The sequence below is a fragment of the Bacillus sp. FSL L8-0193 genome (assembly GCF_037976065.1).
GTDB lineage: Bacteria > Bacillota > Bacilli > Bacillales > Bacillaceae > Bacillus > Bacillus paralicheniformis.
In genome coordinates, this window is sequence record NZ_CP150261.1 from 3967741 (window position 1) to 3981520 (window position 13780).

Below are 13780 nucleotides of genomic sequence, written 5' to 3' on the forward strand. Positions count from 1 at the left end.
TTACAGCCCCTCCCTTCTCTGCAATGAGACAACGGCAATCAGCAGAAATAACAGGGATAAACCGATGTTCAGCAAGATTACGGGCAGCCCCGCCGCTAGATCGTCCGCAAATATAATGTTCATAATAGCTTCGTTCGTCCATGTGAGCGGAGACAGGTCTTTGATCAAAGCTAAAACACCTTCCGCACCCTCGACAGGAAAATAAGCGCCTCCGAAAAATGCAACCAGCGGAATCAACACGTTAATGATCGCCACTGCCGCTTCCCCCGTTCTCGTCAAATAACTGACGCCAAGGCCGAGGCATACGGCAAACAATACGATGCTGAACAGCACGGCCGCCACAAGGGCGAGATGATCTCCCCAGTACGCTTTAAATACGTATTTGCTGAATATGACGACGGCAAAAATACATAATCCGTTTGTCACAAGATTGCCAATCAGCTTGCCGGCAAAAATCTCGCCTTTATGAACCGGCGCCGCGATCAGCCGGTCGGCTGTTTTTCCAAGCCGCTCTCCCCTTATTAAATAACTGGCGCTTAGTGCACTGTAAAGCGCGATCAGAGTGGTCATGGTAACCGCGTAATAATCCATGGAGTTGGGCTTTCTGTCTGAGCTGAGAGACGTCTCCTTGATATAATGGTCGCCAGGTGTGTCCCCGAGCACGGCACCCGCTTGCTCAGGAGCGGCTTTGATGATCTCTTGTGCGGCATTGTACCGGTTTGCAAACGCGGTCAGCATTCCTTGAATAATGCTGTTTTTCATACTGTTTTTATCCATTTGGTAAAGCTTGATGCCGCTGTTTTCGATCTCAAGGTAAGCATCGTAGTTCCCTTGTTTGATTTCTTGTTTTCCATCCGTATCAGACAATATTTTTTTAAAATGAACGCCGGATGTTTTCGCTTCTTTTGCGAATGTTTTAAAACCTTCCGAAAACGCTCCGTCAGCCTTGTCTTTATACAGAACATGAACCTCGCCGACCGCTGCTGTTTGCTGATCGAAAGCGTTCGTCAGCGCGGTGCCTAAAATCATAATCAGTACAATCGGAAATGCCAGCATAAAAAGGAATGTCCGCTTGTCCCGAAAAGCCGATACAATTTCTTTTTTCGCAATGATGAGTGTATTCAAACCATGGCCCCCTTTCTAATCGCGCAACTGTCTTCCGGTCAAGGTCAGGAACACGGTTTCCAAATTAGGCGCTTTTTCTTCCAATGAACGAATCTCGGCCCCGTTTTTCATCAGCTTCTCAATAATCTGGTTTAAATTATTGACACCTGCATCCGAGTTGATTTTGATCGTATTGTCTTCAAGAGCAGCCGCCTCCACGCCGCTGATCGTTTTCAGTTCGCCGATATCGACATTTTCCGCCGATTTAAGAACGACCTGAATATCTTTCGTGTTGGTAATGATCGATTTCAGCTGCTCCTTCGTTCCTTCGGCGATAATTTTTCCATGATCCACGATGGCGATCCGCGTACAGATCTCTTCAACTTCTTCCATATAATGGCTGGTGTAAATAATCGTGCAGCCCATCGCATTTAACTTTTTGACGGATTCCAAAATATAATTTCTCGAATGCGGATCAATCCCCACCGTTGGTTCATCCATGATGATCAACTTTGGCCTGTGGGCGATCGCGCAGGCGATATTGAGCCTTCTTTTCATTCCGCCTGAAAAATTTTTCGGGAAGCTTTTATGCTTATCGCTTAAACCGACGAACTGCAATGCTTCTTCCACCCGATTGCGCAATTGGGCCCCGCGGAGACCATAGAGTCCGGCGAAAAACTTCACATTTTCATATGCTGTTAAATCCTCGTAAATGGCCAGATCCTGCGGGACAATGCCGATATTCATCTTGGCGAATTTGCGGTGTTTCGCAATGTTTTTTCCGAGAATCAAAATCTCGCCTTCATTGCATCTCAGCAAACTCGATATCATGTGAATGGTCGTGCTCTTTCCGGCCCCGTTTGCGCCGAGCAATCCAAATATTTCGCCCTCTTCGATCGAGAGTGATATATTGTCGACGGCAACGAAGTCGCCAAATTTTTTTGTTAGATGATGGATTTCCAATACATTCATGTTCTCACCTCATTTTGATTTCATTATAAAAAAAAGATGAATGGTGCGGCAGTGCAGCATTTCATCTTTTTCACATGAGAAAATTCATATTCAATTCATGAAATCATTCATGCTTGGGCAGCAAGGTGGTGACAGAGAAGCCGTTCGAACCGTCAACAATCACCTTTCCGTTAACAGAAGCGGCCCGTTCCTCCATCCCGATGATCCCCATCCCTTTCTTGATTTTCTGCCGCCCTTTTCCATTGTCTTTCACTTCGGCTTTAATGAGTGTATTCAGCACATGAATATAGATGGATACATGTGTCGCTTCTGCATATTTCACCGAGTTTGTCAGTGCTTCGGTGATATTTTCAAACATAATCTTCCACTGAATTTGAGAAATAACATCCAAATCGCCTTTATGCAAAAATGAAATATTCATATGATACCGCGCCGAACATTCATCGATAAACAGCTTCAATCTATGGATACCCATCTGTTCTGAGGGCGGCTTGACGCTTTTTAACGTCAATCTGATATTTTCGATCCCGTCCTTGGAGATGTTAATCGCGTTTTGCAGGAGCTCGGAAGCTTTTTCCTTGTCTATGTCAAGGACGCGCTTCGCCGCTTCGAGCTGAATCAGCGCTCCTGTCATGGAATGGCCGATTTTATCGTGTATTTCCTGGGAAAGCCGGTTCCGCTCCTCAAGCTTATACGTATATTCGGATTGTCTGATGAACTCTTTGTTTTCCCGCAGCATGTTTGTTACCTTCTCCAGGTCTCTTCTCGTTTGATCGATATGATGTTCAAGCTTTTCAATCCGCGCTGCATCTTGGCTTGCCGCCCAGTACAGCAAAAATTGAAAAGCGGCTGTCAACGCGTAGACCGCTGAGATGCTTTCATTGATAAACAAAACCGGAACGATTGAAGCGGCAAGTACCATCCACTTCGGCAGCCCGAAATCAGCTGCTCCTTCATACAGGCTAAAAGGAAGAAATAAAATAAATAGGGGGTGCACCTCTGCATAAGAAAAAATTGAAATGATGACAGACATAACAATAAAAAGCTTTTTTATTTTTCCTTCAGGTAAAATTGCAATCCCGAGGTTGATACAGGCGTAAACAAGAATGCTGAACACAAGCCACGGCAGATTGTCAATTTCCGAAGAAACGCATTGATAGATGATAAATCCCAGCAAAATCAGTTTGCCGGTCATAATCCGCAATTCCATGGTGATCCCCCAGATTAAAAGTTAACTTTTCCAGTTAAATAATAAATTGCGATTTGCGTCCGGTGTTCAAGCCCTGTTTTCCCCAAAATCGAGGAAATATAATTGGCAATCGTACCTTCAGAAATAAACAGTTCTTTCGATATTTCTTTATTGGACAGCCCTCTGGCAATCAGGGCCATAATTCCGAGCTCGCGTTCGGTAAACAGGCTTTCGTCTATTTTGGATTCCGCTTCTTTATGCTCCGCCAAATTGGATTTAATCTTGTCGAGGATGATATCCTGCATGACAGTATGGCCGTTGTACACGCTTTTAATTGCGTCTCTAATTCGCTCAGGATCGGCATTTTTCAGCAAATATCCTTTTGCTCCGTTCCGTATGGCAGCGACGATGTATTCGTCATCATCAAACGTTGTTAAAATAAAAGGCTTGGCGCCCGTTTCTGAAATGAGCCGCGCAGCTTCCACTCCATCCATGTTGGGCATGCGGACATCAAGCAGTGCAATATCCACAGCTTGGCCGCGGCAAAATTCGACCGCTTGCAAGCCATCCTCCACCGTCGCCAGCACTTCAAATTCATCATAAGTGCTCAGTATGATTTTCATACCCTCTCTTATGAATGAATTGTCATCCGCAATGATCACTTTAATTTTCATCTTTGAACGGAGACCGGTCCTCCGCCATGCACATCCCTTCTGTCAAAATGCAAAAGCCGGGTCTTTCGCCCTGTTCATAACATTAAATTACCATGAATCAGCCCCTGTTAAAATAAAAAAAAGCCAATCCTTTCAGGAGATTGGCTTTTTAGTAAGCTACAAGTATTTAACAGCTGATACAACAACCATGATCCATGCGGCAATAAACGCCACGCCGCCCAGCGGAGTAATCGCACCGAGGACGCTGATTTGCGTAAGGCTGAGGACATATAAACTTCCTGAAAATAAAACGATTCCGGCAAACATCAGCCAACCTGCCGCAGTTACGCTTCCCGCATCTGTAAGCTTTGACGCGATGAGCGCGACGGCAATTAAACCGAGCGCATGATACATATGATACTGGACGCCGGTCTGCCAGATTTGCAAATATTTCTCGGGAATTTTCCCCTCAAGACCATGAGCTCCGAACGCCCCTAAAGCAACCGCAAGCATCGCATTGACAGCACCTAAAATTAAAAATAATTTCACGATCAAATCGCCCGCCTTTCTTTTATCATCATAGCGCACACGCCTTTAATTTCAACGTTTACACATCTCATGACACGATATTGTCAAATTTCTTTTTCCGTAGCTGCATCTGTTCCGCAGCAATCGCTACAATTGTTCCAAGGACAAGCCCATTGCTTAAAATGGAAACAAAAACAGGATGCATTCCTTCCAAAGCACTTTCAGGTACAAACATGACCCCCACGCCGGCAAGGAGCGCAATCCCGGTAACAAAACGGATGCGGCCTGCCTCGTCCTTTTCATAAGAATCGAATTCGGCAAATGCCAGGCCGACCATCGTTGAAAACACGACGAAGTTCACCGCAAAGCCGACCGGAGACGGCAGGCTGGCAAAAGTATTCATGACCAGCGGGAAAAAGCTGATGACGATCACGATCAAACTCCCGAGCAAAAACGGTTTTTTCGAAGACATTCTCGTCGTTTGAATAAACCCGGCCGCCCCGGATATCGGCACCGTGCCTACAGCTCCGAGCAATCCGCTCAGCAAATGGCTGACGGAGGCGATAAATCCGGCAGGACGTGCCCGCCTCCTCTCCTCCAGCTTCTCAAACTGTCTGACCGCTCCTTCAACCACCCGTATGCTGGCGAGCATATTGACGATTAACAATACTGTAATAAATAGCGAAGTAACGACTAATCCGCTGTCAAACAGCGGCATTCCGAACGGAAAAATATCCGGAAGGCGGAACAGCTGGTTCGCATGCTCAGGCGCCTTCGCCACGCCGAATACGGCAAATAAGACCCAGCCGCCGAAAAGCGCAATTAAAATTGAATATTGCTTGAGAACCGGAATGTTTGACCGGCTCATCAGAAACGTAGCCAGCATGACCACAACCGCCAGCAAAAACACGGGTATATCGACCTCGTTTTTCCGGTAGCCGATCCCCATGACACCTTTAACGATCGGATCGCTAAGCTGGATGACCAGCAGCAGTAAATAAATGCCCGTCACAACAGGAGTAAACATCACAGCCAGCTTATCAATAACTTTAAATAAACTAAAAATAAAGAAGAAAACCGCGCTTAGCAGCATCGCTCCCTGCAGCCCCTGAAGCGTTTCAATATGAGTCGCAAATACGGTCCCTGTAAGACCGGAATAAATCGTGTACACGCCCCACCAGAGGCCGGCCGGACTCTCATTAATCGGCAGGCGGTGTCCCAATAAACATTGGATAAAAGCCGTTGTGCCGAGCACGAAAAAAGTGCTTTGAACCAGCCCAGCGGTCTCTGCCTGGTTCAGCCCGAATGACTGCCCGATTGCAATGGGCACCACGATTGCGGCCGCAATAATAAATGCCGTCCATTGTAAAGCCCCAAAAAGCAGTTTCAAGTTGATCAACCTCTCTTTTTTAAAACAGCCGACGGCGCCTAGAAATCAAAAATAGAATCTCCGTTGCCGTCATCTTCGTGCTTTTGTTTCTCTTGTTTTTTGTACTGTTCAGCACCGGCGCTCCCCATCATTTTTTCTAGCATCAGCTGGTCGCTCGATGGTTTATTGGCCGTTTGAACATAGGGTGAAGACTGGACGGACGGCCGCTGCTGCGGTTCAACAATGACGTCGCAAAGGGAGCGGATAACCGCGATGTGCATTTTCAATTCATTTTCCTGGCTGCATTCCTTTGCTTTTTTCAATTCGTCCTCCATCTTCTGCAGCAAACTTGATATATGTATGTTCATCAAATCGATCCTCCAAACCGTTTTCAGTTTCCATTTCATTTTACCAAATTAACTTCTCCCGTGCCGAATGCACTTTGCAAATATCCATTGCGAAAAATTACCTCTCCTGCTGTGAAATATCACCTTTTGCACTTTTAAAAAAGATATCTGCAGGCAAACGCAGGTGGAAAACGCCGATTTTATTACGGCTAAAAGTTGACAGCTGAAAAGGCTGTCACACATAATGAAAAAAAACTTCACTCGAATTTCTAAAAGCGAAAGGAATCAGGGAATGGCAGAACGTACACCCTCCATCGAAACGACCGTTACCGAGCAAAAGCGATATTTTTTAAGCGGGGCAACACTCGCTGTTGAAAATCGTCTGGAACAGCTCAACATTCTTAAGAATGCTGTAAAAAAATATGAACGGGACATACTTGAAGCCCTTCAGAAAGACCTTAATAAATCAGAGCACGAAGCCTATATGACGGAAATCGGCATTGTACTGGAAGAAATCCGCTTCATCAGCAGACGATTAAAAAAATGGGCCAAGCCGAAAAAGGCCAAAACGGCCGTCTCGCACATCGGTTCAAAAAGCATCGTCATTGCGGAGCCTTATGGCACGGTCCTGATCATCGCGCCATGGAACTATCCGTTTCAGCTTGCCGTTTCGCCTCTGATCGGCGCACTTGCTGCGGGGAATACGGGCGTCATCAAACCGTCAGAGCTTGCTCCCGCCGTATCCAGCGTCATATCCAAGATGATTAAGGAAATCTTTCCGCCCGAATATGTGTCCGTTATTGAGGGCGGGGTGGAGACGAATCAAGAGCTTTTGCGGCAAAAATTTGACTATATCTTTTTTACAGGCAGTGTTCCCGTGGGCAAAGTCGTCATGGAAGCCGCAGCAAAACAGCTCATTCCAGTCACACTTGAGCTTGGCGGAAAAAGCCCCTGCATCGTGCACAAGGATGCTGATCTTAAGCTTGCAGCTCAAAGGATTGTTTTCGGAAAGCTGACAAACGCAGGACAGACGTGCATTGCGCCTGATTATCTGCTCGTACACAAAGATGTGAAAAGCGGGCTGTTGCACGCTCTGAAGCAATCGATCCAAACATTTTACGGAAAAGCGCCGGAAAGCCATCCGGCGTACGGAAAAATCATAAGCGAACGTCATTTCGAACGGTTACTCCGCTTTTTACACAACGAGAATATCGTAACAGGCGGAACGTATCAAAAAGACGCACTTAAAATTGCTCCGGCCATTATCGATGAACCCGACTGGGAATCGCCGATCATGCAGGAAGAGATTTTCGGGCCGCTCCTTCCTGTCATCGGCTATGAAACAATCGAAGACGTTATCCAAATGGTTCAAAGCCGCCCTAAACCGCTCGCGCTCTATTTGTTTACGAATGAAAAACCGGTACAGAAGCACATCCTCAGCCGGATTTCATTTGGCGGGGGATGCATCAATGACACGCTGATGCACACAGCCACACCTTACCTCCCCTTCGGCGGCGTAGGCGAAAGCGGAATCGGAAGTTACCATGGGTATCACAGCTTTAAGACGTTTTCCCACGAGAAAAGCGTTTTAAAACAGACAAACCTGTTTGACATTTCATTCCGTTACCCTTCATCAAAAAACGGGCTGCGAATCATCAAAAAACTTCTCAGGTAGATAGGAGCCAGACAAACGAAGAACCGCTTATTTTAGCGGTTCTCGCGATTTTAAAGATTCGGAAGGGACCAATCAATCGGCTCATCACCGATTTGTTCCAAATACTGATTGGCTCTTGAAAACGGTCTGCTCCCGAAAAACCCGTTTCTAGCCGAGAATGGGCTCGGATGCGGCGACTGGATAATGAAATGCTTGGATGTATCGATTCGCTCTTTTTTCATTTGGGCATGCCGGCCCCAGAGAATAAAAACGACCGGCTTATCTCTTTTGTTTAAAACATCTATGATACTGTCTGTCAGCTGTTCCCACCCTTTTCCTTTATGCGAATTTGCCTGGCCCCGTCTCACAGTCAAAACGGTGTTCAGCAGCAGAACGCCTTGCTTGGCCCAACTGACGAGAGAACCGTGATTAGGGATGTCGGCGCCAATGTCATTCTGCAATTCTATAAAGATATTTTTCAAAGAAGGCGGCGGATTGACACCGGGTTGTACGGAAAAGCTTAAGCCATGGGCCTGCCCCGGGCCATGATACGGATCCTGGCCGAGAATCACGACTTTAACATTTTCATAGGAAGTATAATGCAAAGCATTGTATATATCGTTCGGTTCAGGATATACGGTGTGCTCTGCATACTCCCTTTTCAGCATTTCCCTCAGTTCTTGATAGTAAGGCTTATTAAACTCGTCCTTCAGCTGCTGCCACCAGCTGTCATTCAAAATCTGTTTCAATGTTCAGGCCTCCTTAACTCAATTGTCTTGCAGCGGAAAGCCTGGATGCGACCGGTTTTCCGTCCCAGACGATTTCGCTTTCCGCTTCCCTTTTTTTCATAGCAGGTTCTTCGAGAAGTACGAAAAAGTTCTTTGTCGGCAGCTTGCCAAGCTGATGCTTTTCACTCAAGACATCCAAATAATACTGTCTCATTCCGCCAAGATCTCCGGATTGGTTGTCACCCTGATCTGAAAACGCATAGATGACGCTTGCAAAAGGAACCCTTTTCACGCGAAAGCGCTCAGCTGCTCTCAGGAAAAAGTCCCAATCCCAATAATTGTGGACAGCAGGATCAAAATAGCCGATCTCGTCATGAAGAGACCGTTTGTACATACTCCCTGAAGGAACATATGTAGAAAACTTCCTCATTTCATCCAAGTTAAAGGAATACGCAAAAAGATAACGGCTTGTCGGAATTCTTTTATCCTCTTTTTCTTCGAAAGACACAATCTCAGCATCCGAATAAACAAAATCGGCGGTCTCCAGCGCATTCAACATTCTTTCCATATGGCACGGAGTGAAAAAATCATCATCATCACACAGCATAATAACATCTCCGGAAGCTTCTTTCACCCCTATATTTCTCGCTTTTACATGCTTCACGTTTTCTTTCAGATGGATAACTCTGATCGGAAGGTCTGAATAAAGGCGCTCAACAAAGTCGACGCTCTCCCCGGCATCATTAACAATAATGACTTCAAACGGTGCAACAGACTGTTTTGTAATGGATTCAAGCAATTCGCACAAAGCGGTGACCCGGTTGTGCGTGACAACTACGATAGATATGTTCATATTTGTGATATACGCTCCTTCTTATTTCATTCTAAACATATTAAATCATAATGCGAATAATTTCACATGGATCAAAAGATGGTTTGGTTTTTTATGCCAATCCATTCACGAAATTTGGCAGAGGACCGCTGCACTATAAAGCGGCAGCCATTTCATTGTGATCTTGCGAAAAGCTGTCTATAATAAGTAATAAACCAACTTTGGATGGAATCTCTTATCGTGGAGGATTGACTGAACATGACAATGCACAAAGCACTGACAATCGCCGGCTCTGACTCAAGCGGAGGCGCCGGCATTCAGGCGGACTTAAAAACGTTCCAAGAAAAGAACGTCTATGGAATGACGGCCCTTACGGTTGTTGTCGCCATGGATCCTGAGAACAACTGGAATCACCAGGTATTCCCAGTTGATACAGAAGTCATCCGCGCCCAGCTGTCGACGATTGTGGACGGCATCGGGGTAGATGCGATGAAAACGGGCATGCTTCCGACCGTTGATATCATTGAATTGGCGGCAGACACAATCAAGAAGCACAGCATGAAAAATGTCGTCATTGATCCCGTTATGGTATGTAAAGGAGCAAATGAAGTGCTGTATCCCGAACACGCAAAGGCTTTAAGAGAGCTTTTGGCTCCGCTTGCCACGGTCATTACGCCAAACCTTTTTGAAGCCGGCCAGCTCAGCGGACTTGGAGAAATTAAAACGGTTGAGCAAATGAAGGAAGCGGCAAAAGTCATTCACGGCCTCGGCGCTGAACACGTCCTCATTACAGGAGGAGGCAAACTGAATCACGAAAAAGCGGTAGATGTATTATTTGACGGCCGGGATGCAGAAGTCATCGAAGGAGAAAGAATTGAAACTCCATACACGCATGGGGCGGGCTGCACCTATTCCGCAGCGATTACGGCTGAACTCGCCAAAGGTTCAAATGTAAAAGAAGCCATTTATTCTGCAAAAACATTTATTACGGAAGCCATCCGCGAATCATTCCGTTTGAATCAATACGTCGGGCCGACGAAGCACTCCGCTTTACGGCTCAGCGGCAAATAAAAGCCAGCCCCATTAAAAGGGGCTGGCTTTTATTTAGCTTTCGCGTTTGATCGTTCTTGCAGATGATCTTAAGAAAGTCTCGATCGATTCCACAAAAAGAGCATATTCTTTCATTTGTTCATAAGTGTCTTGAAGTTTCTTTTGTATTTCTTCATCATCCGGAATTGTTTTATCTTCAATACCGCCGATCAGCTTCTTCATCTGAAGGAGCAAACCATTGTATTCCTCTCTCGTATCCTCAATATGATCCGCTATTTTTTTCAAACGCACAGCTGTCAACTTCTGCTGGTTTTGATCCAAAAAAACAACCCCTTTTTCACTGCACTCTCTCTAAAAAAAGCATATCATAAAGGGATTGTACAGAAAATAGCAAACCGCACCCGCTCCCTTTATGCGACCGTCCAGGATGTTACATTCACTATGATTTCTTTTCTGGCACCGATCCAAACATCATTATTTCCCGGGTAAGGAAAATATCTTGCCGTAAAGACTTCCTCTCCCCCATTGACGAAGATTTCAATCGCAGACGCGTCTAAAAAGATGTTTAAATCGCGGAGCTCATGCAAACGACAATGTCTGGCTTCCGTTCTTTCATCAACATAGCTGTTTCTTTCCAAAGTTATGATGCCGTCAGCTTTATTGTAAATGAGTCGCGCGGCACCCCTGAAGGAAATCTCAAAGCTGTCTTCAATAAGTTGCGGGCTGATGAAAAGCTCGGTTTTGTCCGGTTGAACAATGTCCAGTTTTTCGGTGCCTTGATTAAGTGATATTGCTGCGCGTTTTTCGTTTTGGCGGAGCGTTCTAAGCTCCGCGACCGGTTTTTGAACGATTTTATCGTTTTGCAAATGCAGTTCCCTCGGCAATGTCATACAGTGCACCCATTGATGCTGAATCGTCGGCTGGCTCTGTTCATCCTGGTCTGGAACACCCATCCAGGCAACCAGTATCCTCCGGCCTGATTCGTCTTTTGTCGTCTGCGGCGCATAAAAATCAAAGCCGCGGTCAAGCTCTTCAAAGTCTCCGTGTGTAAAACCCGGTTTCTGCTCGTTCAATTCACCGACAAAATAACCTGACTGATAGACGTTTTGGTAGCGCATCTCTTTTGCTTCAAGGCCTTGCGGACAGACAATTAAGACGTCTTTGCCGTTTAGTTCGAACATGTCAGGGCATTCCCACATATAGCCGAATTCCCCGAGCTGATCTGTATTTGAACCTGTGATGTCGCCAAGGAACTGCCAGTCTTTCAAATTATCCGATTGAAACAGAACGGCTCTGCCCTCAAGTTTTTCAGTCTGGGCGCCGAGCACCATGTACCAGCTGCCACTCTTTTTCCATACTTTCGGATCGCGGAAATGAGCCGTGTATCCTTTCGGAAGCCTTGCAACAACCCCCTGTTTTTCAAACGAGATGCCGTCTTTCGAGACGGCGAGACATTGATAGGTCTCCCTATTTCCCTCGTCGTCTCTGACATTCCCCGTATAAAACAGGTGGAGCACATTATTTTCAGCGATCGCGCTTCCTGAATAACAGCCGTTTTTATCAAACCAGTCGCTCGGCGTGAGGGCGATCTCTTCATGCCGCCAGTTCACGAGATCTGTTGAAGAGTAGTGCCCCCACAGCTTTGCACCGTGCCCCGTTTTAAAAGGCATCCACTGATAAAAAAGATGGTAAACTCCCTTCCACTGAATGAACCCGTTCGGATCATTCAGCAGTCCGACAGGAGGCAAGATGTGATAATGCAGCCGATAGGGATCAAGGTTTACAATATCCCGGTATTCTTCAACCCGGTTTATTGCCTTTTGACGAAGCTCCTGATCTTGATTCATCGTTTTCCCCTCCTTCCGTCACTTTTTCTCGTCTTCATTAATTCCTAAGATAAAGGCTGTGATAAACGCGACAGACACAGAGATCGCCATTCCGATTAAATAATGGATCAGGTTGCCCATTCCAAGCGGGGCAACAATCGCAATCATCGGTATTCCCGTCAAACCGTAGGCGTTTGCCGCAACATTCATAAAGACAACGTATGCAGCACCGAGCGCTCCACCGGCCATTGCCGCGATAAACGGCTTGCGGTAACGGAGGTTAACACCGAAAATAACAGGTTCGGTAATGCCGAGAAAAGAAGAGAAAGCAGCAGGTAAAGCGATTTCTTTTGTTTTTGCGCGCTTTGCCAAAAAGAATACGGCAAGTCCGGCCCCGCCTTGGGCGACATTGGACATAGACCAGATCGGAAGCAGGTAGTTCCTGCCGATATCAGCGATAAGGCCGGCCTCAATCGCGTGGAAACTGTGGTGAACACCAGTTAAAACGATCAGCGAGTATGTTCCTCCGAAAATCAGTCCGGCAACAGGTCCGGCAAGATCATACACATAAGTTAAAACGTTCGTGATCCCTGTACCAAGCATTCTTCCTAAAGGACCGATTGCGATAAAGGCAATAAATCCCGTTGAAATAATCGTGACAAACGGTGTCACTAAAAGATCGATCGCGTTTGGAACAATTTTTCTTACGCCTTTTTCGATTTTACTCATCACATACACGGCAAGCAAAATTGGAACAACGGTTCCTTGATAGCCCAGCATCTCAATTTTGAGCCCGTAAAAGTTCATCACATCCGGAGATGCAGTTGCCAGTCCCCAAGGATTGAACAAGCTCGGGTGAATTAAAATACCTCCAAGTACAGCCCCCAGGTAAGGATTGCTGCCAAATTCTTTCGCAGCACTGACACCGATCAAGATCGGAAGGATAATAAATGCCGCGCTTGAGAACATATCAAGCATTTTATACAGCGCTGCATCAGGATCGACCCACTGAAATGCCTTCATCATCCCCAACAGCCCCATTAATAAACCGCTTGCAACAATGGCCGGGATGATGGGCACGAAAATATTTGACAGCGTTTTCGCGAATCGCGCTAAAGGATTCATTTTTCCCTTTGCGGCATCGCTGTGCTGAACCGTTTCCTTTTGGTCAAGATTCAGCTCTTTGGCAAACTGTTCATACACTTTATTAACAAGTCCTGTTCCAAAAATAATCTGGTATTGGCCAGAGCTCGAAAAGGCTCCTTTTACACCTTCCAGCTCTTCGACCTTTTCCTGGTCGATTTTCGCTTCGTCCTTGATCACCAAACGAAGCCTTGTCGCACAATGAGCTGCACTGATGACATTATCTTCTCCGCCAAGAAGCTGTATAAGACGTACGGCGATTTCTTTGTGATTCATGATGACTCCTCCTTTTTTTTAAAAAAAAGCAGAAAAGACCTAAAATTCACCAACGAATGACGGATAGATTCTCCCCATTCATCTAGCAAATTTTAGGTCTTGCCTGCTT

General features: G+C 46.0%; 14 protein-coding genes. 2 read left to right on the forward strand and 12 right to left on the reverse strand.

Features of this window, described 5'->3' with window-relative positions; translation table 11 throughout:
- From MHH76_RS19960 to MHH76_RS19990, 7 genes are all read right to left on the reverse strand, one after another.
- Positions 1 to 1125, reverse strand: coding sequence for an ABC transporter permease (locus tag MHH76_RS19960; protein ID WP_023857032.1), 1125 nt, complete (start codon positions 1123 to 1125; stop codon positions 1 to 3).
- Between the two features lie 15 nt (positions 1126 to 1140).
- On the reverse strand, positions 1141 to 2076 hold the full coding sequence (locus MHH76_RS19965) for an ABC transporter ATP-binding protein (protein WP_023857031.1): 936 nt from the start codon (positions 2074 to 2076) through the stop codon (positions 1141 to 1143).
- A gap of 103 nt (positions 2077 to 2179) precedes the next feature.
- A complete protein-coding gene (locus MHH76_RS19970; protein WP_035337917.1) occupies positions 2180 to 3286 on the reverse strand; it encodes a histidine kinase in 1107 nt (368 codons plus the stop codon).
- 14 nt (positions 3287 to 3300) lie between these two features.
- Entirely contained in the window at positions 3301 to 3939 is a 639-nt protein-coding gene (locus MHH76_RS19975; protein ID WP_023857029.1) for a response regulator transcription factor, read from the reverse strand.
- A 156-nt stretch (positions 3940 to 4095) separates the two neighbouring features.
- Complete coding sequence (locus MHH76_RS19980; protein ID WP_025810614.1) at positions 4096 to 4467, reverse strand: DUF423 domain-containing protein; 372 nt, start codon at positions 4465 to 4467, stop codon at positions 4096 to 4098.
- Between the two features lie 67 nt (positions 4468 to 4534).
- Positions 4535 to 5836: a purine/pyrimidine permease gene (locus tag MHH76_RS19985; RefSeq protein WP_023857027.1), complete on the reverse strand. Its 1302-nt coding sequence runs from the start codon at positions 5834 to 5836 to the stop codon at positions 4535 to 4537.
- A 38-nt stretch (positions 5837 to 5874) separates the two neighbouring features.
- Positions 5875 to 6183, reverse strand: coding sequence for a YwdI family protein (locus tag MHH76_RS19990; RefSeq protein WP_023857026.1), 309 nt, complete (start codon positions 6181 to 6183; stop codon positions 5875 to 5877).
- A gap of 271 nt (positions 6184 to 6454) precedes the next feature.
- Between MHH76_RS19990 and MHH76_RS19995 the strand changes: the two genes are divergently transcribed.
- Complete coding sequence (locus tag MHH76_RS19995) at positions 6455 to 7837, forward strand: aldehyde dehydrogenase (RefSeq protein WP_039073062.1); 1383 nt, start codon at positions 6455 to 6457, stop codon at positions 7835 to 7837.
- Positions 7838 to 7887: 50 nt separating this feature from the next.
- Here the strand turns inward: MHH76_RS19995 and MHH76_RS20000 are convergent, their stop codons facing one another.
- Both MHH76_RS20000 and MHH76_RS20005 read right to left on the reverse strand, forming a co-directional pair.
- Entirely contained in the window at positions 7888 to 8565 is a 678-nt protein-coding gene (locus tag MHH76_RS20000; RefSeq protein ID WP_020453337.1) for a uracil-DNA glycosylase, read from the reverse strand.
- 13 nt (positions 8566 to 8578) lie between these two features.
- Positions 8579 to 9397 (reverse strand): glycosyltransferase family 2 protein, encoded by an 819-nt coding sequence (locus MHH76_RS20005; RefSeq protein WP_020453338.1) that lies wholly within the window; start codon positions 9395 to 9397, stop codon positions 8579 to 8581.
- Positions 9398 to 9634: 237 nt separating this feature from the next.
- On the opposite strand from MHH76_RS20005, the gene MHH76_RS20010 reads away from it, so the two are divergent.
- Complete coding sequence (locus tag MHH76_RS20010) at positions 9635 to 10447, forward strand: bifunctional hydroxymethylpyrimidine kinase/phosphomethylpyrimidine kinase (RefSeq protein ID WP_020453339.1); 813 nt, start codon at positions 9635 to 9637, stop codon at positions 10445 to 10447.
- Between the two features lie 33 nt (positions 10448 to 10480).
- Here the strand turns inward: MHH76_RS20010 and MHH76_RS20015 are convergent, their stop codons facing one another.
- The 3 genes from MHH76_RS20015 to MHH76_RS20025 form a co-directional block, all read right to left on the reverse strand.
- A complete protein-coding gene (locus MHH76_RS20015) occupies positions 10481 to 10747 on the reverse strand; it encodes a hypothetical protein (protein ID WP_023857023.1) in 267 nt (88 codons plus the stop codon).
- A gap of 89 nt (positions 10748 to 10836) precedes the next feature.
- The gene (locus MHH76_RS20020) at positions 10837 to 12273 is read right to left on the reverse strand and encodes a sucrose-6-phosphate hydrolase (RefSeq protein ID WP_039073063.1); all 1437 of its coding nucleotides are present in this window, start codon (positions 12271 to 12273) and stop codon (positions 10837 to 10839) included.
- 18 nt (positions 12274 to 12291) lie between these two features.
- Positions 12292 to 13671: a sucrose-specific PTS transporter subunit IIBC gene (locus tag MHH76_RS20025; protein WP_023857021.1), complete on the reverse strand. Its 1380-nt coding sequence runs from the start codon at positions 13669 to 13671 to the stop codon at positions 12292 to 12294.
- Positions 13672 to 13780: the final 109 nt, after the last annotated feature.